The following is a 26,476-nucleotide window of genomic DNA, read 5'->3' on the forward strand; positions in this document are numbered from 1 at the left end:
TGTATTGTTTATTTACTTAATGTAATAGCAAAAAATAGGACTACAATTTTAGAATAAATTCATAGTCCTATCCTTTCCTACATAAGTGGTTATGTGAATGTAGTTGCATATTTTAATGAGATATTTGTTTATTACGATGGAAACGAGTTGAAAAATAAGAAATTAAATTTTTAAATCAATTATCAACTTTGATATATGCGCTTGTCAGTATAATTAGTGATTATTCATAATAGGTTTGAGTGGGCTTTTGTTGATAAAGATACAAACCTTCTCCATAAGTTTGTATATATTTGAATTTGCTTTGTAATGCCAATGCTACTAAAAACACATCTATCATGCAATAACTTTTATGTATACTAAACATAAAGATTAAAGATGAGAAGGAATATATTTGAATAAGTGCTAGTAAGGTCGCACTTATGATAACAAGTGGTGCTATCATGATAATTGTAAATTGCCATCGATGAAAACAAGTCTGAGAGAACTGTACAATAATTTTGTTTTTATCATATTTTAAAGATGGTTTTTCACCTTTAGAAAATATAATGAACAAAATACGATGGATAAACTCGTGCAAAATAACTAACACTGCGAAACCTACAAAGCCCAAAATAAGATTAATGACAAGATTTTGTTCAATGATATGTGTTGTTTGATAAGCCCATTTATAAGTAAATAGTATTGTAAATAGCGCCAATACAATTTGTAACAGAACAAATCGTTGGATTTGAAATTTATTGCCTGATAAATCTATTTTATGCACATTCACCCCTCCAGTTCTCTATTTTCAAAAATAGTATACAATTTTTATTATAGCTAAAAAAGACCTTTTTCAATAAAGTAAGTTGCCTGTAATACAATCTTAACAATCACTTCAAAATAATAATGAATTGACTTCTATTAAATTCACTCTTCGTCTTTACGTACAAATAAAGTTACAGTCTCAATATGTGTTGTTTGTGGAAACATATCAACTGGTGTAATTTCTACTAACTCGTATTGTTCAGCCAATATTTGCGCATCTCTTTGTTGTGTTGAAGGGTTACATGATATATAAACAATTCTTTTCGGATTTAATTTTAAAAGAGTAGTTAAGAAAGTTTCATCGCATCCTTTTCTAGGTGGATCTACCATGACTACGTCAGGTTTAATCCCTTGTGATTTCCATGTTAAGATAACATCTTCTGCTTTTCCACATTCGAAAGTCGTATTTTTTAGTTGGTTTTTAGTCGCATTGTCTTCCGCATCTTTTATGGCTTGCGGAACAACTTCTACTCCATAAACATGTTTGGCTAGTGGTGCCATATATAGCCCAATCGTTCCTATACCACAATACGTATCCAATACTATTTCTTTTCCTGTTAATTGAGCATAATTCAGAGCTTGCTGATAAAGTTTTTCAGTTTGTGATGAGTTAATTTGATAAAATGATAAATCAGAAATATGATAAATTACTTCACTTAATTGGTCTTCAATTTTGTCTTTACCATATAAAGTCATTGATTGACGCCCCATAATAACATTAGAATGGCTATTGTTTATATTCTGTTTAATACTTGTTATATTTGGAAATTCTTTTTTCAGCTTGTTTACTAACAGTTCTGATTGTTTAAATGTTGCTCCATTTGTAACAAAGATAACCATCATTTCATCGGTATGATAACCAGTCCTTACTACTAAATGACGTATTAAACCTGTTTTCGCTTTTTCGTTATATATAGATATATTTAATTCATTGAGCCAGTACTTCACTCGATTCATTACTTCTTGATGTTGTTTATCTTGTATAAGACAACTATCCATATCTATAATGTCATGGCTACGTTGTCTATAGAATCCCATTATAACTTGATTGGAGTTACCTTGACCTACAGGAATTTGAGATTTATTACGGTAACGCCAAGGATTATCCATGCCAATAGTTTCTTTTATGATGGTATTCTCAAAAGGGCCTTTTCTGTGAAAAAGATTAACTACTTGTTCTCTTTTCATATCCAATTGTGCTCTATATGTCATATGTTGTAATTGACAACCACCACACTTTGCATAATAAACACAAGGCGGTGTCACTCTATCATCACTTTCACTTATGACCTCTATCAATTTTCCTATAGCAAAATTCTTTTTCACTTTAATTAATTTAAATTTAATTTGTTCATCAATTAAAGCATTAGGAATAAAAATTGGATATCGATCAACTTTAACAACTCCATGTCCCTCATGAGTTAAATCAATAACCTTTCCCGTTTTAACATCGTTTTTCTTAAATGTTTCCAATTTTTTCCCTCCTACATACAAAAAGGTTAGGAATATAATGTGTGGCATTCCTAACCTTAAATTTGATGTCGTAATTTGTCGTAATAATTTCAATGCTTATCTGGCGTAATATCAGGTATTGTATTATTTTCTAATAGTTCTTCGTTAAATACATCTTTAGGTGTGAAAATTTCTATGTGCTGTTCTAAATTAAGGAAATTTGCAGGTAATTTCCCACCGTATTCACCATCAACATTAAGTTGCATATCAGTAAATGATGAAATATTAATAGACTTCGCTTTAGCATAAATGACTTTAGGATGCTTTGTGTGCTCACCTCGAGACGCTAATGTCATAATATGGCCCAATTCAGCAAGATTTGCTTTTTCTACAATAATTAACGTGAAATAACCGTCGTCAAGCTTCGCATCTGGAACTAATTTTTCAAAGCCAGCCATTGAATTCGTTAAACCTAGAAGGAATAGTAAAGCTTCTCCTTGGAAGATATTATCATCATATTCGATACGTACATCTACCGCTTTCATTTGAGGTAACATTTCAAATCCTTTAATGTAATACGCGAACGGTCCTACAATTGATTTCAACTTACTTGGTGTTTCGTAAGATACTTGTGTTAGTTTTCCCCCTGCAGCTAGGTTAATGAAATAACGATTATTCATCTTTCCAATATCTACCTTGGTTGTATGACCATCAATAATTACATCAATCGCTCCCATTATATCGTTTGGTAAATGAAGCGCTCTTCCAAAGTCATTAACGGTTCCCATTGGTATTACACCTAATTTAGGACGATTGGGTTGCTCGGCGATTCCATTGACCACCTCATTTAACGTACCGTCACCTCCAGCTGCAATGAGTAAATCATATTCATTTTCTAGTGCTCTTTCAGCTTCAAAAGTAGCATCACCAATTTTTTCAGTTGCATATGCACTCGTTTCATAACCTGCTTTTTCAAGTTTAATCAGTGCATCTGGTAATACACGTTTAAAAAGTTCTTTTCCTGATGTTGGATTATATATAATTCTTGCACGTTTTCTCATAGTTAATCCCTCAAATTCATATACTCATTACTTATATTATATGATTTATACATCAGTTAAAAGTATTTATTTTCGATTTCTCTAAACTATTCGGTACTACAAAGGTAAAATATATGTAATTTTAAACATAAAGAAACTTAATACCTATACTTTTCAAAAGTAATAAAAGCTTCTAACAAAGTTCATATCCTTTGTTAGAAGCTTAAAGTATTATAATTTTCGAATTAACGGTTATCTAATTCTTGTTTTAATAGGCTATTAACTTTTTGTGGGTTAGCTTGACCTTTAGAAGCTTTCATAATTTGACCCACTAAGAATCCCATAGCTTTACCTTTACCATTTTTATAATCTTCTATTGATTGTGGATTATTATCTAAAGCATCAGTTACAAATTTAAGTAATGTTGCTTCATCAGAAATTTGTACTAAACCTTTATCTTCCATAATTTGTTTAGCATCTCCACCATTTTCAGCTAGTTCTGGAAAAACTTTTTTAGCGATTTTACTACTCATTGTTCCGTCTTCTATTAATTTAATCATACCAGCTAAATTTTCAGGAGTTAGTTGCGTATCTTTTAATTCAACTTGATTTTTATTAAGATACTCGTTAACACCACCCATTAACCAGTTGGAAGTAAGTTTAACATCTGCACCATGGTCAATTGCGCCTTCAAAGAAATCAGACATTTCTTTAGTTAATGTTAATACATGCGCATCATATTCTGGAAGTCCAAGATCATTTACGTATTTAGCTTTACGTTCATCTGGTAATTCTGGAATTGTTTCTCTCACACGTGCTTTCCAATCTTCATCTACATACAATGGTACAATATCTGGTTCAGGGAAATATCTGTAATCATCTGAACCTTCTTTCACACGCATTAAAATTGTTTTACCAGTAGATTCATCAAATCGACGTGTTTCTTGACCAATCTCTCCACCATTTAATAATTCTTCTTCTTGACGTTTTTCTTCATATTCTAAACCTTTTTTAACGTAGTTAAATGAGTTAAGGTTTTTCAATTCAGTTTTTGTACCAAATTCCTTTTGACCATATGGACGAAGTGAAATATTAGCATCACAACGTAGGGAACCCTCTTCCATTTTACAATCAGATACACCCGTATATTGAATGATTGAACGTAGTTTTTCAAGGTAAGCATATGCTTCTTTAGGTGAACGAATATCGGGTTCAGATACAATTTCAATTAATGGCGTACCTTGACGGTTTAAGTCTACTAAAGAATATCCATCTTTATGTGTTGATTTACCTGCATCTTCTTCCATGTGAAGACGTGTAATACCGATACGTTTTGTTTCTCCATCAACTTCAATATCAATATAGCCGTTTTCTCCAATAGGTTGATCAAACTGAGAAATTTGATATGCTTTTGGATTATCTGGATAGAAATAGTTTTTACGATCGAATTTAGAATTTGTAGCAATATCCATATTTAATGCCATTGAAGCTCTCATTGCCCAATCTACTGCACGTCTATTAACTACTGGTAACACACCTGGATAAGCTAAGTCGATAACATTTGTATTTGAATTTGGTTCAGCTCCAAAATGTGCTGGTGATGGAGAGAACATTTTTGAGTCCGTTTTTAACTCAACATGAACTTCAAGTCCGATTACTGTTTCAAAATGCATGATTTCCACTCCTTATAAATTTTCGTATGCGTCATGTAAGTTGTATTGTGTTTCAAATTGATAAGCGACACGATATAACGTTTTTTCATCAAAAGGTTTACCAATTAATTGCAAACCAATTGGGCGTCCGTTTGATTGTCCACAAGGAACTGAAATACCAGGTAAACCAGCAAGGTTAACTGGTGTAGTTAATAAGTCATTCGCATACATAGTTAAAGGATCATCAATTTCTTCGCCAATATTAAATGCTGTTGTAGGTGCTGTAGGTCCAACCACAACATCGTAAGATTCAAATACTTTGTCAAAATCATTTTTAATTAACGTTCTAACTTTTTGAGATTTTTTATAGTATGCATCGTAATAACCTGAGCTTAAAGCAAAAGTACCTAAGAAGATACGTCTTTTGACTTCTTCACCAAAGCCTTCCGATCTGGACATTTTATATAATTCTTCTAACGATTGTGCTTCTTTAGAATGATATCCATATCTAATACCATCAAATCGAGCTAAGTTTGCTGAAGCCTCTGATGACGCAATAACATAATATGATGGAATACCATATTTTGTATTTGGTAATGAGACTTCGTCAACTTCAGCACCAAGTGATTTTAACGTTTCAACCGCTTCTTTTACAGAAGTCTTCACTTCTTCACTAACACCCTCACCTAAATATTCTTTAGGTAATGCAATTTTAAGACCTTTAATATCTTTACCAATATCAGAAGTAAAATCTACATCATCAACAGGTGCGCTTGTAGAATCATTCGCATCAACACCGGAAATTGCCTCAAGTACTAATGCGTTATCTTTAACATTACGCGTGATTGGTCCAATTTGATCTAAAGAAGAAGCAAATGCAACTAAACCAAAACGTGATACACGGCCATAAGTCGGTTTCATACCAACTACGCCACAATAAGATGCAGGTTGTCTAATAGAACCACCAGTGTCTGACCCTAAACTAAAAGGAACTAAACCTGCTGCAACTGCTGCTGCAGAACCACCTGAAGATCCACCTGGTACTGCTGTGTGATCGAAAGGATTTAATGTTTTCTTAAAATATGAAGTCTCTGTAGAGCCACCCATTGCAAACTCATCCATGTTTAATTTACCAATTAATACCGCGTTTTCATCATGTAGTTTGTTCATTACAGTAGATTCATATATAGGTACAAACCCTTCTAACATTTTACTTGCACACGTAGTTTCTACATCTTTTGTGATGATATTATCTTTGATTCCCATTGGAATTCCAAATAGTTTACCATCCATTTGATCTTTAGCTTGTAATTCATCTAATTCTTCGGCTTTTTTTATTGCATTTTCTTTATCTAAAGCTAAGAATGACTTGATTGTTGGATCAGTTTCTTCAATAGCTGCGTATATATCTTTTACTACATCAGAAGGTTTAATTTCTTTATTTTTGATTAATTCAGTTAATTTTTCGATAGATTCAAAACGAATACTCATCTTAAGCGTCCTCCCCATTCATGATGGATGGCACTTTAAATTGACCATCTTCTGTTTCTTTCGCATTTTTCAATGCTAATTCTTGAGGAATGCCCTCGATTGCTTTATCGTCACGTAATACGTTTTGTAAATCTAATACGTGATAAGTTGGCTCAATACCTTCTGTATCGGCACTATCATTTTGTTTCGCAAAATCTAAAATACTTTCTAAAGTATTAGCCATTTCTTCTGTTTCTTCAGAAGAAATTTGAAGTCTAGCTAAATTAGCAATATGTTCAACTTCTTCACGTGTAACTTTAGTCATTAAATAAAAGCCTCCTTAATACTCATTCATCACCAAATTGTATCAAATTTCGAACCAAAAATCTAAATATTTATGAATAAGTTACTCAAAATAAACACTTGATATTTAAGGTGTTTAATAAACTTTTACATATGAATACCGCTAATTGTCATCTCTATATCTTAAAATGATAGATGAATTAAATTTTAATTCTAATAATAATTTTGTACATATTTATGCAATAGATATTGATTAATCATAAAACACACTTAGGATTAAACACCCTTTATCAAAGACTTTTAATACTACCATCAAAAGTTTTACTTTTCTGAACATTTAGTTACATTGTATAATGTTACATGTATCTTATATCATTATTAAAAAAAGGGAGTGCTAATTATGTTTACATTAGGTACAGCTCTCAGTAATCAAATTGATGCAAATTGGCAGACTTACGTTATGATTATTGTCTATTTCTTAATCCTTCTAATTATCGGCTTCTATGGTTATCGACAAGCTACTGGAAACTTAAGTGAATTTATGTTGGGAGGGCGTAGTATCGGACCATATATCACAGCATTATCAGCTGGTGCCTCTGATATGTCTGGATGGATGATTATGGGACTTCCAGGTTCAGTTTACAGTACAGGTTTATCCGCCATTTGGATAACAATTGGATTAACCTTAGGTGCATACATTAATTATTTTGTTGTTGCTCCAAGACTACGTGTATTTACTGAGGTTGCGGGAGATGCTATTACACTCCCAGACTTTTTTAAAAATAGACTAGATGATAAGAAGAATATTATTAAAATTATTTCAGGATTGATTATTGTCGTTTTTTTCACTCTATATACGCATTCAGGTTTCGTTTCTGGCGGAAAACTCTTTGAAAGTGCATTTGGATTAAACTATCACGTAGGACTTTTGATAGTGGCTATTATAGTTATTTTTTACACTTTCTTTGGTGGCTATTTAGCTGTATCAATTACTGATTTTTTTCAAGGTGTGATTATGCTTATTGCTATGGTAATGGTACCTATCGTTGCAATGCTTAAGCTCAACGGTTGGGATACATTTCATGATGTTGCTCAAATGAAACCAACAAACTTAGATTTATTTAGAGGAACCACTATTTTAGGCATTGTTTCATTATTTTCATGGGGACTCGGATATTTTGGTCAACCACATATTATAGTAAGATTTATGTCTATCAAATCACATAAATTACTACCAAAAGCCAGACGTCTGGGAATAAGTTGGATGGCAGTCGGTCTATTAGGAGCGATAGGTGTGGGATTAACAGGAATTTCATTTATATCTGAAAAGCATATTAAATTAGAAGATCCTGAAACACTATTTATTGTGATGAGTCAAATTTTATTTCATCCGCTTGTAGGTGGATTTTTATTAGCAGCCATCCTTGCTGCAATAATGAGTACTATCTCTTCACAATTACTAGTAACATCAAGTTCTTTAACTGAAGATTTCTATAAACTAATCAGAGGTTCAGATAAAACATCATCACACCAAAAAGAGTTTGTTTTGATTGGACGCTTATCAGTTTTACTTGTTGCGATAGTTGCTATTACGATTGCTTGGCATCCAAACGATACAATATTAAATTTAGTTGGTAATGCTTGGGCTGGCTTTGGAGCTGCTTTTAGTCCTTTAGTACTCTACTCTTTGTATTGGAAAGATTTAACACGTGCAGGAGCTATTAGCGGAATGGTAGCTGGTGCTGTAGTTGTTATTGTTTGGATTTCTTGGATTAAACCTTTGGCTGCAATCAATGCATTCTTTGGTATGTATGAAATTATACCAGGTTTCATAGTTAGCGTATTGATTACGTACATCGTAAGTAAATTAACAAAAAAACCTGATGATGTTGTTATTGAAAATCTTAATAAAGTTAAACACATCGTTAAAGAATAAATGTACAATTATCAGACTATATCAACATTATAAAATTGATTAATTAAATAACAATTACAAGTATAATTTAAATACTTTTCTAATATACAGTGTCAATTTCTTTCATTCACTTAAGAAAATAGCTATGAAGAAATCTATCAATATAAATTTCTTCATAGCTAATTTTTTATATTTAAATTTATTGACGACTCGAAAAATGAGTCAAAATTATCAATAATATCAAATTGCAAATATATTCCTTTGGTGTTAGATTGACCAGTAAACTTAATTTGAATTCTATCCTATTCTTTTCTATACAATGAAATGGGTGTCATACTTCATAGGTAACTAATTATGATAAATATGAACTTGTGGTTCTTTATCGTCTTTAGTTTTACTAATGAGAGCACGTGGAGTATTTCCATCTTTGATTCTAATTTCATACTCATCTAGTTTATCAAAATACTTTTCGGCTTGTTCTGTAACATATTGTGTAATACCTATCGTTTCTGCCTGTCCGTAATAATCTATAGGCAAATCAACTGTAAGTTGTTTAGCTTTTTTATTTACGAATTTAACCTTACCAACTGCTTGTGTGAAGTTTGAAAAATACGATTGCAAATTATCATTAAACTGTTTAAAGTTATTATTCAGCGTTTCATCATAATCAGCTGCAGTTGACGAAGGAATTAAGGCTGCTTTTTCATTAATATTATCCCATGAGTTAATTTTAGTTTTACCCTCTTCAACTGTAGTACCAACTATAAATTCACCTGGTGTAATGGAATCTTGACTAGATTGTTTATAGATAGCAAAATGAATAGGAATATCTTTTAAATCACTATTCTCACGTAAACGAGAGAGCATTTCACTAGCCATCTGTTTACCTTGCTTTTTAATCTCTTTATCAGATAAATCTTTACTATATGTTTCGCCATCTTTCTCTTTTTTGTAATAATAAACACTATTCATAGCTAAACCAATTGACATGCCTTTTATATTTTTACCTTTAGAATCACTGTTTCCATAAAAATCCTGCTCGAGTATATTTGAAAGATAGGCTGGAGAATTTTCAGCTATTTTCTCTTCATCTGTTTCACCATTGTGAGATGGATTGAGTCCAAGATTCTCATTAGCATTTTTGCTTTGCTTTTCTTTTTCGCTCATCTTGTCAATTTCTTTTTTTGTATATTTCGGATCTAAGTATGCATTAATCGTTTTTTTATCTAAATATTGTCCATCTTGATATAAATACTTATTTGTTGGAAAGATTTCTTTACTTAATTCTAGTAAACCACTTTCAAAATCTTCTCCATTATAACCATTTGCCATATTATCTTGTAATAATCCACGAGCCTGGCTTTCTTTAAAGGGCAATATAGTCCTATAGTTATCTCCTTGAACTTTTTTATCAGTCGCTATTTGTTTCACTTGATTTTTATTATGGTTATCCTTATGTTCACTTTGTTCTTTATCTGATGAAGTTTTTTTATGTCCATCTCCGCAAGCCGTTAATAATAACAGTATCGACATGAGTAAAAATATTGTTCGCTTCATTCACGTACTCCTCTAATTATTAGATTCCATTTTGTTTTTCTATAAATGCTGCTTCAGTCCAAATTTCAGTACCGTACTTCTCAGCTTTGGCTAATTTAGACCCTGCATCTTCTCCAGCTATGACAATATCAGTACTTTTAGTCACGCTATTTGTAACTTTAGCACCTTGCATTTTCAACCATTCAGATGCTTCATTTCTTGTCATTTGCTCGAGTTTCCCTGTTAATACAATTGTTTTCCCACTAAAATCAGGATGACCATCAATTTCAGTTGTTTTAATTCCTTTATAAGACATATTAACATTTTTATTACTTAATTTTTCAATTAATGAACGAATATCACTATTTTCGAGATATGTTACAACAGATTGTGCAAGTTTATCTCCAATATCTTGAATTTCAATTAATTCACTTTCTGTTACTTTAAAAAGTTGATCCATCGTTTCATATCGCTCAGCAAGTACTTGACTAGCTTTTACACCTAAATGTCTAATACCTAGTCCAAATAATAAATGCTCTAATGACTGTTCTTTAGATTTTTCTATTGCTAATAAAAGATTATCAACTTTCTTCTTTCCCATTCTCTCTAATGGTAATAAATCTTCTTCTTTTAAATAGAAAATATCTGCGACATCTTTGATTAACTGATTTTCGTATAGCTGATGAATAATTTTGGTACCTAAGCCATCTATATTCATCGCTTGTCTTGAAACGAAATGTATAAGTCCTTCAATAAGCTGTGCCTGACATTTTGGATTAATACAACGTAAAGCAACTTCTCCTTCAATACGAACTAATTCATGTCCACAACTAGGACAATGTGTTGGCATATGATAAATTTCCGATTCGTTAGGTCGTCTATCTAAAATACTTTTTACAACTTCAGGGATGATGTCCCCGGCTTTTTTAATAACAACACTATCTCCGATACGTATATCTCTTTCATGTATTAAATCTTCATTATGAAGAGAGGCTCTTGAAACTGTAGTACCAGCTACTTTTACAGGTTCTAGAATTGCAGTTGGTGTCACAACACCCGTACGTCCAATACTTAGTTCGATATCCAATAATTTTGTAATAACTTCTTCAGCTGGAAATTTATAAGCAATTGCCCATCTTGGAGATTTTTGCGTATAACCCATTTCCTCTTGTTGAGATAAATCGTTAACTTTTATAACAATACCATCAATATCGTATGATAAAGATTCTCTTTTGCTTGTCCATTTCTCTATATAATTAAGTACGCCCTCAATATCTGATACTCGTTCACGTTCTTGGTTAGTTTTAAAACCTAGTTGATCCAATTCCTCTAGCGCTTCACTTTGTGTTGTTGCATTAAACTCGGTTAGGTCATTCACACTATATAAGAAGACACTTAATTTTCTTTTCGCAGCTAGTTTAGAGTCAAGTTGTCTTAAAGAACCAGCAGCAGCGTTTCGTGGGTTTGCAAAAGGTTGTTCACCATTTTGTTCTTTTTCATTATTCAAATGAATGAATGAACGACGTGGCATATAAGCTTCTCCACGGACCTCAAAATTGAGAGGTTCTTTAATTTTTAGTGGTATAGCATGTATAGTTCTTAGATTTTCAGTTATATCCTCACCTGTCGTACCATCACCACGTGTAAGTCCTTGGACAAAACGACCATTTTCATATTTGAGTGAAACAGCCAAACCATCTATTTTAAGTTCACACATGTATTCGACCTGACCAATACTATCACGAATACGTTGATCAAATTTTCTTAAATCTTCTTCATTAAACGCATTACCTAAACTTAACATAGGCGTGTCGTGATTTACTTTTTCAAAAGAAGACTGGGCTTCGCCACCCACACGCACTGTTGGAGAATCTGTCGATTTGAATTCTGGATATTTTTCTTCAATTTCAATCAGCTCATGTAATAACTTATCATACTCGCTGTCAGGCACTGAGGGGTTATCTTGTACATAATATTCATAGCTATATTGATTCAACAAATCATGTAATTTTTCCACACGCTTTTTAACATCTTGCATCCCCTATGAGTCCTCCTTCTTTGTTATTGGTGCGAACTGAGCTAATAATCGTTTTGGACCTTCTGATTTAAATATAATATCCAACTCTACAGATCCGTTTTTTTCATTCACGTTACTAACCATCCCTTCACCCCATGCTTTATGCATAACTTTATCTCCTACTTTCCAATCAGATGAGGAAACTTGTTTTTTAGTTGATGTAGTACGCTTACTAAACCCTCTTTTAGGTTGAGATTTTGGAGATATAGTTTGTCTTTTTTGACCGGGATGACTATCGAGTAGGTCTTCTGGGATTTCTTTTAAAAATCGAGATGGCATATTGGATTGAGAACGACCAAACAACATTCTGGTCGTTGCATTTGTGATATAAAGCAACTCTTCTGCTCGTGTAATTGCTACATAACAAATACGACGTTCCTCTTCCATTTCATGATCATCTTCACTTTTTATTGCTCTAATATGTGGGAACAACGACTCTTCCATTCCCATAATAAAAACTATAGGAAATTCAAGACCTTTTGCTGAATGCATTGTCATCAATGTGACACCATTCTGTGTATCTGCTTCGTCTATATCAGCAACTAATGATAAATCTGTTAAAAAATTAATAAGTGATTGTTCCTCTAAAGGTGTATTTTCCTCATAATCTTTAGGTACAGACATAAATTCATCTAAGTTTTCTAATCGACTTCGTGATTCAATACTTTGTTCTCGATCAAGCATGTCTCTATAGCCAGATTTTTGTAGTACTTCATCTACGATTTCACTAATTTCAAGAAATTCTTGTTCTTTGATTAAATTTTGAATCATTTCATAAAAACTGATACATTCTTGAGTTACCTTTTTTGAGAGACCTATAAAATCTACCTCAGCCAATGCGTCAAACATACTTATATTATTTTGAAGTGCATAAGTTTGGATTTTTTCAACAGATGAAGGTCCAATACCACGTTTAGGCACGTTAATAATACGTTGCAAACTAATATCATCATTGCTATTAGCAATAACCCTTAAATAACTAAGTAAATCTTTAATTTCTTTACGGTCGTAGAACTTTTGACCTCCAACCATTGTATAAGGGATATTTGATTTCATGAATGTTTCCTCAAGCACACGTGATTGGGCATTTGTTCTATATAATATAGCCATTTCACTATATTTTTTACCACCGCGTTGATGCTTCATTATTTCTTTAACAACGTATTCTGCTTCATCTCTTTCAGTCATAGCTTCATAATACTGAATTTTGTCTCCTCCAGAATTTGCAGTCCATAGACCTTTAGGTTTACGTTCAGAATTATGTTTTATAACTTCATTTGCAGCATTTAAAATATTCTTAGTTGAACGATAGTTCTGTTCGAGGAAAATTGTCTTTGCTTCAGGATAGTCCTCTTCAAAAGATAAAATATTTTGTATATCAGCTCCTCTCCAACCATAAATAGATTGGTCAGAATCACCAACAACACATAAATTTTTAAATTTGTTTGCTAATAGTTTTACTAAAGTATATTGTGCTTTATTAGTATCTTGATACTCATCTACATGTATATATTGAAATTTATTTTGATAGTATTCTAGAGTTTCGGGTACTCGTTCAAATAAATTAATAGTTGTCATAATTAAATCATCAAAGTCGAGTGCTTCATTACGTGATAACTGTCTTTGATAACCTTTGTATACCGTTGCAACCATTTGAGAGTGAAAATCATTCGCCTCTTTTTGAGCATCCTCAGGTGTTTTTAATTCATTTTTTAAATTGCTAATTGCACCAATAAACATACGCGGCTCAAATCGTTTACTGTCAATATTTTCACTTTTCAATACATCTTTAATCACTGATTTTTGATCTGTAGGATCAATGATAGTGAAATTTCTTTCAATGCCAATACGATCAGCATCTCTTCTCAGAATTCTTACACACATGGAGTGAAAAGTGGACATCCAAATCACTTGCGCTTCTTCTCCCACAAGATGTTCTACACGTGCCTTCATTTCTTTAGCTGCTTTATTTGTAAACGTAATAGCTAAAATATTATAAGGTGATACATCTTTTTCATCTAATAAATACGCAATGCGATGTGTTAACACACGTGTCTTTCCTGATCCAGCACCTGCCATAATAAGTAATGGCCCTTCTGTTGTTCTAACCGCTTCACTTTGCTCTAAATTCATATTTTTTACTAGCGCATTCATTTATTAGACTCCTTTATCTTTACAGTTTTTAATGCTTTTTTAATGTCGTTATATATAATATCGCCAACAACAATGGTATCCGCAATGTTAGACATTTCTTTAGCTTTGTCAATGTTTGTTATACCACCGCCATAAAATAATTGCGTATGTTGAAGCATATTTGCAATCGCTCTAACCTTATCAACATCTCCATATGTGCCACTATATTCTACATATATAATTGGAAATCGATATAATTCTTCTGCCATTTGTGCATATGCTTCGACGTCTTCTATATCTAATTGAGTATAAGCTTTGGTAATTTTTGCAACTTTACTATTCGCGTTTAGAACGACATATCCCTCGAAAAAAACTTCATCAAAATTAATCACATGTCCATATTTTTTAAGGGCTTCTAGCAAAATTTCGTTATGATATTTTGTATCCTTACTATTCATGACTGTTGGAATAAAATAGAAATCAAAACCAGGCATCACACTTTCTACATTCGAAACTTCTAAGACAAGTGGTAAAGGATAACGTCTTACTCTACTCATTAAATGAATAACATTATCTTCTGTTACATCATCTGTCCCACCAATAATTATTGCATCAGTGTTAGACATACACAGTGCCTCTAAATCTTCATCCGAAATTGATTTAGCCGGATCTAATTTAAACATATGTTTCCACTTGGTTATGTCGTACATTTTATGAAACTCCTTTATTTAACATACCCTAAATTATAGCATTTTTAAGTTTTAAGTTCTAAAGACTAAATGAGTTAATCATATATGATTTTAAGTCATATTTAATTTAACATATGCTTTAAGCAAAAATGAGTATCTTGCTATTAAATTCAATAACTAGATACAGTGTGGATTCGTTATAATAGTTCACACAGAATGCTTAAATTAATTATCTTTAAAAATTTAGCTTCATTAAAAAATAGCTTTGAAAGATTTCAATAAATCTTTCAAAGCTATTAATGTATTAAATGAAACAGTGAAATCAGACGAAAATATATGCATTCTTATGCCTTTGTTTCAATATTTAGTCTATTCAAAATCATTGTATAAGCATCATTACCCCATTGTAACGAACGCTTTACTCTAGAAATCGTTGCAGTTGATGCACCAGACTCTTCTTCAATAGTTGCATAAGTATAACCTTGTTTAATCATTTTAGCAACTTGAAGTCTCTGAGATAATGACTGTATTTCATTTACAGTACATAAATCATCGAAAAACTGATAACATTCTTCTCTGTTTTCTAGTGCTAAGATCGCATCAAATAATTCATCTAATGACTGACCTCTTAATTTTTCAATTTGCATCTCGAACAACCCCTATACAAATATTCTCTCATTATTTTAACTTACTAATTCGTTAAAGTGTAGTAGTTTCATGAAAAATGTATAGGAAATTAGAATCATTTGTCTTGTATTAAATTTGATTTAATTAAGATAAACCTGCACGTGCGAATATAGTGTCGACCTGATTAAGATGATGTTTAGGATCGAAGCAATCATCTAATTCTTCAGTTGATAGAACGTCAGTTATGGATGAATCTTGTTCAATTAGCTCTCTAAATGGTGTTTTTGTTTCCCAAGATTCCATTGCTTTAGGTTGAACTTTATCATAAGCTTCTTCACGTACCATGCCTTTATTAATTAATGCTAGTAGAACGCGTTGTGAGAAGATTAAACCATACGTTTTATCAATATTATTTCTCATATTATCTTCATAAACTGTAAGTCGATCAACAATATTCGTAAATCGATTAAGTGCATAATCTAGAGCAATTGTCACATCAGGTAACATGATACGTTCTGCAGAAGAATGAGAGATATCTCTTTCATGCCATAAAGGAATATTCTCGTATGCAGTAGTAATATATCCTCGAATCACACGAGATATACCTGTAATATTTTCAGAACCAATTGGATTTCTTTTATGTGGCATAGCTGATGATCCTTTTTGTCCTTTTGCAAATGCCTCTTCGACTTCTCTAGTTTCAGTTTTTTGTAAATTACGAATTTCTACTGCAAATTTTTCCATTGATGTAGCAATCAGTGCTAATGTAGCAATGTAATAAGCATGACGATCTCTTTGTAATGTTTGTGTAGAAACAGCTGCAGTGTCTATTCCTAAATGTTCACATACGTAAGCCTCAATTTCAGGTGGAATATTGGCAAATGTTCCTACTGCTCCACTCATTTTCCCTACTTCTATTTCTTTACGCACTTCTTTAAAACGCTTAAGATTACGTTTCATTTCAGTATACCAAAGTGCCATTTTCACGCCAAAAGTTGTAGGCTCAGCATGAACACCATGTGTACGCCCCATCATCAATGTATACTGATATTTTTTAGCTTTGGCAGCTAATACATCTATAAATCTTTCTAAATCTTTTTCAAGGATTTCATTTGCCTGTTTAATTACATAACTTAAGGCAGTGTCAACTACATCAGTGGAAGTTAATCCATAATGTACCCACTTACGTTCATCACCTAAAGTTTCAGAAACTTGGCGTGTAAATGCAACTACATCGTGTCGTGTTTCTTGCTCAATTTCTTTAGCGCGTTCAACATTTACCTTGGCATTTTCACGAATTTTTTTTACATCTTCTTTAGGAATATAACCTAACTCACTCCATGCTTCACACGCTAGAATCTCTACTTCTAACCATGCTTCATAGCGATTTTGGTCTGTCCAAATACTAGACATTTCATCTCTTGAATAACGTTCTATCATTCTTTGTAAACTCCTATCGTATGTATTATAGCTCCTACAAAAACTGTACATTATCACATTTTTTATAAGAAAAGTTCGTTTCTAAGCTTTCATCTATAGTTTAACAGAACTTGATTAAAATGTATAAGTGTTTATCTAGTTATTACTATTTTATTTGAATCAATCTAGAAACACAATCTAGTAAAAACTATAATTAGATGTAAGATAATGCTTTATTTAATTCTTAGTGTGAAATTTTCAACTCGTTTTGCCTATAAAATTTTAGAACAACACTTTTCAGTTGAATCACCAAGTGTCTAAAAGCAATTGATATAAGACTGGCATTAACATTATGATCAGTAATCAATGCATAAAAATACCTAGGACAATAGTGGATGTCCTAGGCTTTATTATTCTATAGTTAATCATATTTATTGGATTAACGCACCTACAAATATAATATCCTGTTTTAAAATCTCTATACTGCCATCTTTGTTCTCTTTATAAACTGGTTTCTCAATACGACGTATTGGCATAAATCCTTCTTTTTTCATTCTGTCGAGACAATCTGCAATTGTTTCTTGATCTTCAACTCTAAACTTTTTGCTCATTTGAGCTACCACCTACTATTTCTTCGTGATCTACTACAACTTCCAATTGCTCTGGTTCATAAGCTTTCAGTTTACGTTTACGTACACCCTTAACCCAGAATCCTCCGTGAATATTTCTTGGTTCATACGCTATAATAAATGCCTTAGGGTCTAAGTTCTTTACAGTATTCATTAACTTTAATTCATATTTTCTTGGTGTTAATATTTGCATTACCATTCGACTTCCGTCTCTACCAAATGCTTCGTAGTGGGTAACACCATATCCTAAATTTCTTAATTCATTTGGTAAATCTAACTCATATTCCGATGAAGTAACATTGACAACTGTATAACCCAACGCAAGTTTTTCCTCGATTTTCATTCCTACTATAATACCGACGGAGAACCCTAATGCATAAGCAAAAATATTTTGAATTTGGTCTAAGCTAGACATTACTAACCCTAAACCAACGACATAAACTAAGACCTCCATAAAACTAACTACTGCTGCAACATAACGATAACCTTTCAAAGTCAATATCGTTCTCATTGTTAAAAATGTGACATAACATACATTAATTATAAAAATTGCTAAGACCATTAACCATGGATTTTGAGCAATTGCTGACATATTATTCCTCTTTTCTTACTTTTAAATCCAGATTATTTTATCAGTCGCCAATCATTTTGTCACTTATAAAATTTTCATTTGTTATTTTTAGGCCATGAGTATCGTGTATAAGCAAGTTCACGCTTATGTGCATTTCTAACATAATGTTTTTCGATTGTTTCCCGAGCAGTTGCAGGAATTTCTTTACCTTCTAAATAATCATCAATATCATGATAAGATACGCCTAGTGCCTCCTCGTCTGGTAACTGAGGTTTATCATCTTCTAAATCAGCTGTTGGCACTTTTTCATAAAGGTGTTTAGGTGCTCCTAGATAAGCTAGTAATTGTTTACCTTGTCTTTTATTTAACCCAAAGATAGGTGCAATGTCCGCAGCACCATCTCCATATTTAGTGTAAAATCCTGTAATATTTTCGGCAGAGTGATCAGTTCCTAAAACTATACCTTGAGTATTAGAAGCAATTGAAAATTGAACTTTCATTCGTTCACGTGCTTTTTCATTACCTTTTTGAAAATCAGTAAGTTTGATGCCTGCTTCACTAAGTGATTGAACACTCTGATCAACTGCTGGTTTAATATTAACTGTATACGTTGTGTCAGGATTAATAAACTCAAGTGCATCTTCTACTTCATTAGCGTCTTGTTGCACACCATAAGGTAATTTCACTGCTATAAATTTACAGTTACGTCCCTCTTCCTTCAATTCATTTACTGCTAATTGTGCTAACTTACCTGTTAGAGTGGAATCTTGACCGCCTGATATTCCAAGAACAAGAGTTTGTATAAATGAATGTGATTTTACATACGCTTTAATAAATTGCTTAATTTCTTGGATTTCCTTCACACTGTCAATTTGTTTTTTTACTTTCATTTCATTAACTACAACATCTTGCAATTTACTCATTTTCATCCTCCATCTCTTTAACGTGTTCAGCAACTTCAAAAATACGCTTATGCTTATTTTCCCAACATTTAGTGCTTAAATCTACTGGATAATCTTGCGGGTTAAGATATCGTTTATTTTCTTCCCATAAAATATTTAGATTATTTTTAAGATAGTCCTGAGCTTCAAATTCATCTGGAAGATTGTATACAAGTTTGCCATTTTCAAAAATAGATTGATGTAGATTAACAGCTTTAAATGATTTAATAAACTTCATTTTATAAGTGTGAACAGGATGGAACATTTTCAATGGAGATTCGTCATTAGGATTTTCACCTTCAAGCGTGATATAGTCGCCCTCAGCCTTGCCTGTTTTGTTATTAATGATACGATAAACATTTTTTTTGCCTGGTGTAGTGACTTTCTCAGCATTATTTGATAATTTAATGCGATCACTCATTGTGCCATCATCTGTTTCAATAGAAACCAATTTATAAACTGCACCTAAAGCTGGTTGATCATATCCTGTAATGAGTTTTGTACCTACTCCCCATGCGTCAACTTTAGCGCCTTGTGCTTTTAAACTTGTAATAGTCTGCTCATCCAAATCATTTGATGCGATAATTTTAGCTTCTGTAAAACCTGCCTCATCTAACATTCTACGGGCTTCTTTAGATAGATACGCAATATCACCAGAATCTAATCTGATACCTATAAAATTAATAGTATCTCCCAACTCTTTCGCAACCTTAATTGCGGTTGGTACTCCTGATTTTAAAGTATGGAAAGTATCAACTAAGAACACACAATTTTTATGTCGCTCAGCATACTTTTTGAATGCTATGTACTCATCACCATATGTTTGTACTAGTGCGTGTGCATGTGTGCCAGATACAGGTATATTAAAAAGTTTTCCTGCTCTAACATTACTTGTCGAATCAAACCCTCCAATAAAGGCTGCTCTAGCGCCCCACAGTGCAGCATCAATTTCTTGAGCTCTTCTTGTACCAAATTCCATCAAAGTGTCATGAGTTGCTATTTGACGAATTCGACTGGCTTTAGTTGCAATTAATGTTTGGAAATTAATGATATTTAACAAAATAGTTTCAATAAGTTGTGCTTGGATTAAAGGGGCTTCAACTCTTAATAATGGCTCGTTGCCAAAACAAATTTCACCTTCTTGCATAGATTTAATATTCCCAGTAAATTTCAAATCTTTTAGGTAGTTTAGAAAATCTTCTTTATAACCTATCGATTTTAAATATGTGATATCTTCATTTGTAAACCCAAAGTTTTCGATGAAATTCACAACGCGTTTCAATCCGTTAAATACCGCATATCCACTATTAAATGGCATTTTTCTAAAATACAAATCAAAAACAGCTATTCTTTCATGGATACCATCATTCCAGTAGCTTTCAGCCATATTAATTTGATATAAATCATTGTGTAACATTAAGCTATCGTCGTTATATTGGTACACATTAACCTCTCCAATCGACCTAAATATTTACAATTAGTTTATCATAATTCATATATAGTAGGTACTTGCATGTTTGATTTACATTTATTTCTTAATAAATTCTAATTTAGTGTCGACAAATTTATGACAATTCCCTATATTATTCAAGAAACAGTATATGCTCACGTATAATGACGATTGAGGTGTTTTAAATGCTAATAGATAAAGCAAAATCATTTATTCAGACCATGTATAGCGAATTAAAATATAATGCTAATGAAATTGAAAATAGAATGAAAGAGATTGAGCAAGAAATTAACTTGACTGGTAGTTACACACATACTTATGAAGAATTATCTTACGGTGCAAAAATGGCATGGAGAAACTCAAATCGTTGTATTGGTAGATTGTTTTGGGATTCTTTAAATGTTAAAGATGCCCGAGATGTATGTGACGAAAAAGAATTTATAAAATTTATACATACACATATTAAAGAAGCTACAAACGGTGGAAAAATCAAACCATATATTACAATTTTTAGTCCTGAAGATGCACCTAAAATTTATAATAATCAATTGATTCGTTATGCTGGTTATGAAAATGCTGGCGATCCATCTGAAAAAAAGGTTACTCGTTTGGCTGAACATCTAGGTTGGAAAGGTAAAGGTTCAAATTTTGATATTTTACCTCTGATTTATCAATTGCCTAACGACACTATAAAAATACACGAACTTCCAAAAGATATTGTAAAAGAAGTTTCTATACATCATGAACACTATCCCAAGCTTTCAAAATTAGGTTTAAAATGGTATGCAGTACCTATTATTTCAAATATGGATTTAAAAATCGGTGGTATTACTTACCCTACAGCACCTTTTAATGGATGGTATATGGTAACCGAAATTGCTGTACGTAATTTCACAGACACCTATCGTTATAATCTTTTAGAAAAAGTTGCAGAAGCTTTTGAATTTGATACACTTAAAAATAATTCATTTAATAAAGATCGAGCACTCGTAGAGTTAAATCATGCTGTGTATCATTCATTTAAAGCTGATGGTGTTTCTATTGTTGACCACTTAACTGCAGCGAAGCAATTTGAAATGTTTGAACGAAATGAACATCAACAAAACAGAGATGTTACTGGTAAGTGGTCTTGGCTGGCACCTCCACTTTCACCAACTTTAACTTCTAACTATCATCATGGATATGATAATACAATGCATCATACGAATTTCTTCTATAAAAAAGAAGAACCTATGAAGTGCCCTTTCCATTAATTTAAACGAGGTGGCATAATGCATTTATATTATCTAGGACCTAAAGGAACTTTTTCATATCTAGCCGCTAAGCAATTTGAATCACATGAACAGTATGACTTCATTCCATTATCTAACTTGCATGAAGTCATTCAATCCGTATCTAAAGATAAACAGGCTGTAGGAATTGTCCCTATTGAAAACTCTATTGAAGGTACTATCAACATCGTGGCAGATTCATTAGCACATCATGATGTATACGCACATGGTGAAATTCAACTAGATATAGATTTTTCACTTTACGGTCATCATTCAAATTCACTTGATGATATTCATAAAGTATATTCAATTGCTCCAGCAATCAGTCAAACAATAAACTATATTCATCGTCAACAGTTTGACTATGATTATGTAGATAGCACTATTCAAAGCCTTAACATGATAAAAGATGGTATTGGAGCAATAGCTCCTCTTGGGAGTGGGGAAACTTATGGTTACCATACTTTAGATCAACATATACAAGATTATCCTCATAATGTAACTAGATTTTTAGTAGTAAAAAATCATACTCATTTTATTGAACATCCAAACACTACTATCTTTCTTATCACGCCTAAGTATGATAAACCAGGACTTTTAGCCAGTGTTTTAAATACTTTTACTTTATTCAACATAAATTTATCGTGGATTGAATCTAGACCACTTAAAACTCAATTAGGAATGTATCATTTTTATGTTCAAGCCGATACTGCTATAAATAATGATGTGAATAAAATTGTTTCAATTTTAGAGACTTTGGATTTTCAAGTTAAAATCATAGGCGCTTTTAACAAGAAAAACTAACTTTACATGAATTGTAAAAATTCTTGAAAACACTATATTTTTTTACAATTCCATAAAGTTAAAAGGCTAGGACATAATTCCTAGCAAAATAACCCGTAAATGAGTTTTTTATAAATTCATTTACGGGCTTCTTTATTTACAATACTTCGTATAGTTGGATTGCTTTCTTAGGGGACAGCTTCATCCTGTAGTCTTCAGATTGTCCTGTTCCCTCAAGAATCTCTCCAAAATACTTTATGTTTATATGCCATTTTACATTGAAATACTTAAAAAATAAGGCCCTTTCGTATAATTTAATAAACATCACTAAACTAAATTAACAAGGTGCCTAATGTATAAAGAATATAATGCGGCTCAACTTACTTTACCAAAGGAAACTTCAGTCCTTATCCCCACTAATGATAGTGTAGAAACAATTCCTAAGACTGAATACAGACATTATCGTGGTGCAACATCTTTTCTTGTCACATTTTCTATTTTAATCGTGTGAATATGTGTTGGTCATCAAGTTCTATCAAAATTTCGTTAATCATTTTACCTATTAAAGATTGTACTCTTATATTTTTACTAAATGATTCAATGATTAATATATTTCTGAATCTTTAATTACTAATTTTTTTCACATCAATACTCTTGATTTTGATTTTTGTTTGTTCCTGATTTAAAGTAAGTCCATTAATATTTTCTAAATGTATTGATTGTGAAGCATCTTCAAATTGATTTGCCGCTATAAAAACGTGTTGATGTCGGACGTTATGATAACTTCTAATATGAATCGCATCTCTTTTCATCTTCCCAATAAAAGTATTACCTATCACATTGAAATTCTCGCCAGCTTGAGTTTCCATCACTTGTCCTGTAATAGGATCGGCAGCATTTTTACCATCCTTCACTCCAAGAAATCTTATTCCACCATTACAATTTATAAATTTATTTTTTGTAATAAATGTGTCTTTTGACTTTAGAGGAGTTAAAGCATACTCATTTAAATTATCAAAGATGTTTTGATTGATATGAATGTTTTCATAATAGCAGTTATATCTACTGGCATGAGAGCCAATAGCTCTATTCCACGCTTTCATTTTAGGATGATCTGAACGACCAAAATAGCATTTTTCAATGACAACATTTTTCGTAATCGTTCCATCTGTAGTTCCAAATTTAGGAAAAGCGCCAGGTACTTGTATATCCAATTGTACTGCTTCAGAGAAAGAACGATCTCCATCAATATCAAGAAATCCTTTAAAATCACATTCTGATATGTGTAAACCATTGATTCCACATGCGTCGAGTGCATGCCCCCCAACAATATTTTTGAATGTTACACCTAAAATTTGAATGTCTTCTGCATGTCCCATGCACATGGCTGTATTATTATATGGATATTCGCCTCCATTCATATCAAAAGTTCCTCCTTTAATATAAATGTGACTATTTCCATTATAGCCGTGATATAGCTTTAAACGTCTACCATTTTTTAATAGTGCGTCTTTCCCTTGTCTTAAAAGTATTGCACCTTCATCCAATAACAATGTTGTAGAATCATAAATAACTAAAGCTTTTCTGATATAATAAGTTCCTTTAGGTATATAAACAGTGTGTCTGCCTTTTTTTGCGTAATTTAATGCTTTTTGAATCGCTCTTGTATCCTTATATTTACTTTTTCCTTTTAATCCGAAATCTTTTGCATTGATAAACATGTTATAACTCCTCATATATTTTAAATAATGATTGTGTGCTTAAAGTAAAGTCTATATACTATAATTACATTTCGTTTTAATTATGGTATATATTTTTATGCCAATTTAATTTAAACGATTACAAAAGTCTTAGCTTTATATAAATATACCAATCTAACGCTTTTCAAACACATATTGGGAGGATGTTCTAATGAGTAACAAAGCATTAATCATTGTAGATTACTCTTTTGATTTTATTGACGATAATGGTAAATTAACATGTGGCAAACCTGGACAAGAAATTGAAACTTTTATTACTCAACGTATAAAAAATTATCATGATAATCAACAGGAAATATTTTTCCTAATGGACTTGCATTATGAAAATGATCAATTTCATCCTGAAAGTAAATTATTCCCCAATCATAATATTCATCAAACACCAGGTCGTGAGCTATATGGGGAGGTAGGAAGATTATACAACTCTATTAAAGACCAAATGAATGTACATTATTTAGATAAAACGAGATACGATTCATTCTACGGCACGCCATTAGATAGTTTATTACGTGAAAGACAAATCAATGATATTGAAATTGTGGGTGTTTGCACGGATATTTGTATTTTGCATACAGCTGTTTCAGCATACAATTTAGGTTATAACATCACTATCCCAATTAGAGGCGTAGCATCATTTAACCAAGATGGTCATCAATGGGCACTCTCTCATTTTAAAAATTCCCTTGGTGCAAAAGTAGAAGATTAAACAACAATCATGATAAAATATGATTAACAATATATGTATAAGGAGATATTGAAAATGACAAAAACTTTTATTTTCGGTCACAAAAATCCAGATACTGATGCTATTTCTTCAGCTTTAATTATGGCTGATTTTGAGCAACAAACTGGTAATACTGAAGCAAAAGCTTATCGCTTAGGTGAAATAAGTGCGGAAACTCAATTTGCACTAGATCATTTTAACGTAGAAGCTCCAGAATTATTAAACGAAGATTTAAAAGGACAAGATGTTATTTTAGTCGACCATAACGAGTTTCAACAAAGTGCAGATACCATTTCAAACGCAACAATTAAACATGTGATAGATCATCATAGAATTTCTAACTTTGAAACAGCTGGCCCTTTATACTATAGAGCAGAACCTGTTGGTTGTAGTGCAACAATTTTATATAAAATGTATAAAGAGCGTGGATTTGAAATCAAACCAGAAATCGCTGGACTTATGATTTCAGCTATCATTTCTGATAGTTTATTATTTAAATCACCTACCTGCACAAAAGAAGATGTAGATGCTGCTCAAGCACTTAAAGATATTGCAAATGTTGATTTAGAAGCATATGGTTTAGAAATGTTAAAAGCAGGTGCTTCAACTACAGACAAATCTGCTGAAACACTTGTCAATATGGATGCTAAATCATTCAATATGGGAGATTATGTAACACGTATTGCTCAAGTCAATACTGTAGATATTGATGAAGTTTTAGATCGTAAAGATGAATTTGAAAAAGTTATGTTAGAAATGAGTGCCAATGAAAAATACGATTTATTCGTTCTTGTAGTTACTGATATTATTAACAGCGATTCTAAAATCCTTGTAGTTGGTGCTGAAAAAGATAAAGTTGGAGAAGCATTTAAAGTACAACTAGATGATGGTATGGCTTTCTTATCTGGTGTTGTATCACGAAAAAAACAAGTTGTTCCTCAAATCACTGAAGTTTTAACTCAATAATTTTAAAACCATTAAAACTATGTTGTTGCCCACGATATATTTTTTCATCCTAGAGTAATTTCTCAGTAGTTGATTGATTTAATAACACATTGATATCAGGTGTTATTAAATTGTTAGTTCTAAATTTTAGGAGTGGACTAAGAATTCGATATGAATTCTATTCCACTCCCTTTTTGTAACTTTTTAAACAAAATTTTTATATTTAAGAAGAAATAATCACTAATCCTTTTATGTTCTCATTTAATATATTCAGGACTATCTCAA

23 protein-coding genes are annotated in these 26,476 nt (G+C 32.0%); 6 read left to right on the forward strand and 17 right to left on the reverse strand.

From position 1 onward, the window contains the following. Positions 1-220 precede the first annotated feature (220 nt). From HMPREF2663_RS08875 to gatC, 6 genes are all read right to left on the reverse strand, one after another. Complete coding sequence (locus HMPREF2663_RS08875) at positions 221-763, reverse strand: DUF3267 domain-containing protein (protein WP_070846247.1); 543 nt, start codon at positions 761-763, stop codon at positions 221-223. Positions 764-906: 143 nt separating this feature from the next. Continuing rightward, complete coding sequence (gene rlmD / locus HMPREF2663_RS08880; protein WP_070846249.1) at positions 907-2,277, reverse strand: 23S rRNA (uracil(1939)-C(5))-methyltransferase RlmD; 1,371 nt, start codon at positions 2,275-2,277, stop codon at positions 907-909. A gap of 89 nt (positions 2,278-2,366) precedes the next feature. Beyond that, complete coding sequence (locus HMPREF2663_RS08885) at positions 2,367-3,317, reverse strand: diacylglycerol kinase (protein ID WP_046044400.1); 951 nt, start codon at positions 3,315-3,317, stop codon at positions 2,367-2,369. Between the two features lie 224 nt (positions 3,318-3,541). Continuing rightward, positions 3,542-4,969 carry an Asp-tRNA(Asn)/Glu-tRNA(Gln) amidotransferase subunit GatB gene (gatB, locus tag HMPREF2663_RS08890; protein WP_002457087.1) on the reverse strand — a complete coding sequence of 476 codons (1,428 nt, stop codon included), beginning with the start codon at positions 4,967-4,969 and terminating at the stop codon, positions 3,542-3,544. 12 nt (positions 4,970-4,981) lie between these two features. Then, complete coding sequence (gene gatA, locus HMPREF2663_RS08895; RefSeq protein ID WP_002458553.1) at positions 4,982-6,439, reverse strand: Asp-tRNA(Asn)/Glu-tRNA(Gln) amidotransferase subunit GatA; 1,458 nt, start codon at positions 6,437-6,439, stop codon at positions 4,982-4,984. A gap of 1 nt (position 6,440) precedes the next feature. Continuing rightward, a complete protein-coding gene (gene gatC, locus HMPREF2663_RS08900) occupies positions 6,441-6,743 on the reverse strand; it encodes an Asp-tRNA(Asn)/Glu-tRNA(Gln) amidotransferase subunit GatC (RefSeq protein WP_001830435.1) in 303 nt (100 codons plus the stop codon). Between the two features lie 378 nt (positions 6,744-7,121). On the opposite strand from gatC, the gene putP reads away from it, so the two are divergent. Continuing rightward, positions 7,122-8,657: a sodium/proline symporter PutP gene (gene putP / locus HMPREF2663_RS08905; protein ID WP_070846251.1), complete on the forward strand. Its 1,536-nt coding sequence runs from the start codon at positions 7,122-7,124 to the stop codon at positions 8,655-8,657. A gap of 327 nt (positions 8,658-8,984) precedes the next feature. On the opposite strand, the gene HMPREF2663_RS08910 is transcribed toward putP, so the two are convergent. The 10 genes from HMPREF2663_RS08910 to HMPREF2663_RS08955 form a co-directional block, all read right to left on the reverse strand. Further along, a complete protein-coding gene (locus tag HMPREF2663_RS08910) occupies positions 8,985-10,193 on the reverse strand; it encodes a CamS family sex pheromone protein (protein ID WP_070846253.1) in 1,209 nt (402 codons plus the stop codon). A gap of 19 nt (positions 10,194-10,212) precedes the next feature. Then, entirely contained in the window at positions 10,213-12,210 is a 1,998-nt protein-coding gene (gene ligA / locus HMPREF2663_RS08915; protein ID WP_070846255.1) for an NAD-dependent DNA ligase LigA, read from the reverse strand. 3 nt (positions 12,211-12,213) lie between these two features. Next, the gene (pcrA, locus tag HMPREF2663_RS08920) at positions 12,214-14,403 is read right to left on the reverse strand and encodes a DNA helicase PcrA (protein WP_070846257.1); all 2,190 of its coding nucleotides are present in this window, start codon (positions 14,401-14,403) and stop codon (positions 12,214-12,216) included. Then, entirely contained in the window at positions 14,400-15,092 is a 693-nt protein-coding gene (locus HMPREF2663_RS08925) for a heptaprenylglyceryl phosphate synthase (protein WP_070846259.1), read from the reverse strand. The genes pcrA and HMPREF2663_RS08925 overlap by 4 nt, the downstream gene beginning before the upstream one ends. Before the next feature lie 323 nt (positions 15,093-15,415). Continuing rightward, positions 15,416-15,718 (reverse strand): YerC/YecD family TrpR-related protein, encoded by a 303-nt coding sequence (locus HMPREF2663_RS08930; RefSeq protein WP_002458557.1) that lies wholly within the window; start codon positions 15,716-15,718, stop codon positions 15,416-15,418. Positions 15,719-15,842: 124 nt separating this feature from the next. Further along, a complete protein-coding gene (purB, locus tag HMPREF2663_RS08935) occupies positions 15,843-17,138 on the reverse strand; it encodes an adenylosuccinate lyase (RefSeq protein WP_002458558.1) in 1,296 nt (431 codons plus the stop codon). 410 nt (positions 17,139-17,548) lie between these two features. Next, positions 17,549-17,728: an NETI motif-containing protein gene (locus HMPREF2663_RS08940; RefSeq protein WP_002447465.1), complete on the reverse strand. Its 180-nt coding sequence runs from the start codon at positions 17,726-17,728 to the stop codon at positions 17,549-17,551. Further along, entirely contained in the window at positions 17,712-18,338 is a 627-nt protein-coding gene (locus HMPREF2663_RS08945) for a DUF2179 domain-containing protein (protein WP_002458559.1), read from the reverse strand. The genes HMPREF2663_RS08940 and HMPREF2663_RS08945 overlap by 17 nt, the downstream gene beginning before the upstream one ends. Positions 18,339-18,412: 74 nt before the next feature. Then, the gene (gene nadE / locus HMPREF2663_RS08950; RefSeq protein WP_002475806.1) at positions 18,413-19,240 is read right to left on the reverse strand and encodes an ammonia-dependent NAD(+) synthetase; all 828 of its coding nucleotides are present in this window, start codon (positions 19,238-19,240) and stop codon (positions 18,413-18,415) included. Then, positions 19,233-20,702: a nicotinate phosphoribosyltransferase gene (locus HMPREF2663_RS08955; RefSeq protein ID WP_002501573.1), complete on the reverse strand. Its 1,470-nt coding sequence runs from the start codon at positions 20,700-20,702 to the stop codon at positions 19,233-19,235. The genes nadE and HMPREF2663_RS08955 overlap by 8 nt, the downstream gene beginning before the upstream one ends. 191 nt (positions 20,703-20,893) lie before the next feature. On the opposite strand from HMPREF2663_RS08955, the gene HMPREF2663_RS08960 reads away from it, so the two are divergent. From HMPREF2663_RS08960 to HMPREF2663_RS12895, 3 genes are all read left to right on the forward strand, one after another. Continuing rightward, positions 20,894-21,961 (forward strand): nitric oxide synthase oxygenase, encoded by a 1,068-nt coding sequence (locus HMPREF2663_RS08960; RefSeq protein ID WP_070846261.1) that lies wholly within the window; start codon positions 20,894-20,896, stop codon positions 21,959-21,961. Between the two features lie 18 nt (positions 21,962-21,979). After that, on the forward strand, positions 21,980-22,783 hold the full coding sequence (locus tag HMPREF2663_RS08965) for a prephenate dehydratase (RefSeq protein WP_002447470.1): 804 nt from the start codon (positions 21,980-21,982) through the stop codon (positions 22,781-22,783). Between the two features lie 331 nt (positions 22,784-23,114). Beyond that, positions 23,115-23,273 (forward strand): hypothetical protein, encoded by a 159-nt coding sequence (locus HMPREF2663_RS12895; RefSeq protein WP_002447471.1) that lies wholly within the window; start codon positions 23,115-23,117, stop codon positions 23,271-23,273. Positions 23,274-23,385: 112 nt separating this feature from the next. On the opposite strand, the gene HMPREF2663_RS08970 is transcribed toward HMPREF2663_RS12895, so the two are convergent. Further along, complete coding sequence (locus HMPREF2663_RS08970) at positions 23,386-24,483, reverse strand: glycosyl hydrolase family 28-related protein (protein ID WP_002447472.1); 1,098 nt, start codon at positions 24,481-24,483, stop codon at positions 23,386-23,388. 190 nt (positions 24,484-24,673) lie between these two features. On the opposite strand from HMPREF2663_RS08970, the gene HMPREF2663_RS08975 reads away from it, so the two are divergent. Both HMPREF2663_RS08975 and HMPREF2663_RS08980 read left to right on the forward strand, forming a co-directional pair. Then, positions 24,674-25,228, forward strand: coding sequence for a cysteine hydrolase family protein (locus HMPREF2663_RS08975; RefSeq protein ID WP_002447473.1), 555 nt, complete (start codon positions 24,674-24,676; stop codon positions 25,226-25,228). Between the two features lie 54 nt (positions 25,229-25,282). Further along, on the forward strand, positions 25,283-26,212 hold the full coding sequence (locus HMPREF2663_RS08980) for a manganese-dependent inorganic pyrophosphatase (RefSeq protein WP_002458565.1): 930 nt from the start codon (positions 25,283-25,285) through the stop codon (positions 26,210-26,212). The last annotated feature ends 264 nt before the right edge of the window (positions 26,213-26,476 follow it).

Origin of the sequence: Staphylococcus sp. HMSC077D08 (genome assembly GCF_001837945.1) — a bacterium.
Classification (GTDB): domain Bacteria; phylum Bacillota; class Bacilli; order Staphylococcales; family Staphylococcaceae; genus Staphylococcus; species Staphylococcus epidermidis.

Coding starts and splice junctions, on each gene's coding strand:
- HMPREF2663_RS08945 (WP_002458559.1), bottom strand. CDS start 18,338: ATGTCAGCAATTGCTCAAAATCCATGGTTAATGGTCTTAGCAATTTTT.
- HMPREF2663_RS08930 (WP_002458557.1), bottom strand. CDS start 15,718: ATGCAAATTGAAAAATTAAGAGGTCAGTCATTAGATGAATTATTTGAT.
- ligA (WP_070846255.1), bottom strand. CDS start 12,210: ATGCAAGATGTTAAAAAGCGTGTGGAAAAATTACATGATTTGTTGAAT.
- putP (WP_070846251.1), top strand. CDS start 7,122: ATGTTTACATTAGGTACAGCTCTCAGTAATCAAATTGATGCAAATTGG.
- HMPREF2663_RS08910 (WP_070846253.1), bottom strand. CDS start 10,193: ATGAAGCGAACAATATTTTTACTCATGTCGATACTGTTATTATTAACG.
- HMPREF2663_RS12895 (WP_002447471.1), top strand. CDS start 23,115: ATGTATAAAGAATATAATGCGGCTCAACTTACTTTACCAAAGGAAACT.
- gatC (WP_001830435.1), bottom strand. CDS start 6,743: ATGACTAAAGTTACACGTGAAGAAGTTGAACATATTGCTAATTTAGCT.
- HMPREF2663_RS08970 (WP_002447472.1), bottom strand. CDS start 24,483: ATGTTTATCAATGCAAAAGATTTCGGATTAAAAGGAAAAAGTAAATAT.
- HMPREF2663_RS08940 (WP_002447465.1), bottom strand. CDS start 17,728: ATGAGCAAAAAGTTTAGAGTTGAAGATCAAGAAACAATTGCAGATTGT.
- HMPREF2663_RS08980 (WP_002458565.1), top strand. CDS start 25,283: ATGACAAAAACTTTTATTTTCGGTCACAAAAATCCAGATACTGATGCT.
- HMPREF2663_RS08975 (WP_002447473.1), top strand. CDS start 24,674: ATGAGTAACAAAGCATTAATCATTGTAGATTACTCTTTTGATTTTATT.
- HMPREF2663_RS08960 (WP_070846261.1), top strand. CDS start 20,894: ATGCTAATAGATAAAGCAAAATCATTTATTCAGACCATGTATAGCGAA.
- HMPREF2663_RS08925 (WP_070846259.1), bottom strand. CDS start 15,092: ATGTACGACATAACCAAGTGGAAACATATGTTTAAATTAGATCCGGCT.
- HMPREF2663_RS08965 (WP_002447470.1), top strand. CDS start 21,980: ATGCATTTATATTATCTAGGACCTAAAGGAACTTTTTCATATCTAGCC.
- HMPREF2663_RS08885 (WP_046044400.1), bottom strand. CDS start 3,317: ATGAGAAAACGTGCAAGAATTATATATAATCCAACATCAGGAAAAGAA.
- nadE (WP_002475806.1), bottom strand. CDS start 19,240: ATGAGTAAATTGCAAGATGTTGTAGTTAATGAAATGAAAGTAAAAAAA.
- purB (WP_002458558.1), bottom strand. CDS start 17,138: ATGATAGAACGTTATTCAAGAGATGAAATGTCTAGTATTTGGACAGAC.
- gatB (WP_002457087.1), bottom strand. CDS start 4,969: ATGCATTTTGAAACAGTAATCGGACTTGAAGTTCATGTTGAGTTAAAA.
- pcrA (WP_070846257.1), bottom strand. CDS start 14,403: ATGAATGCGCTAGTAAAAAATATGAATTTAGAGCAAAGTGAAGCGGTT.
- gatA (WP_002458553.1), bottom strand. CDS start 6,439: ATGAGTATTCGTTTTGAATCTATCGAAAAATTAACTGAATTAATCAAA.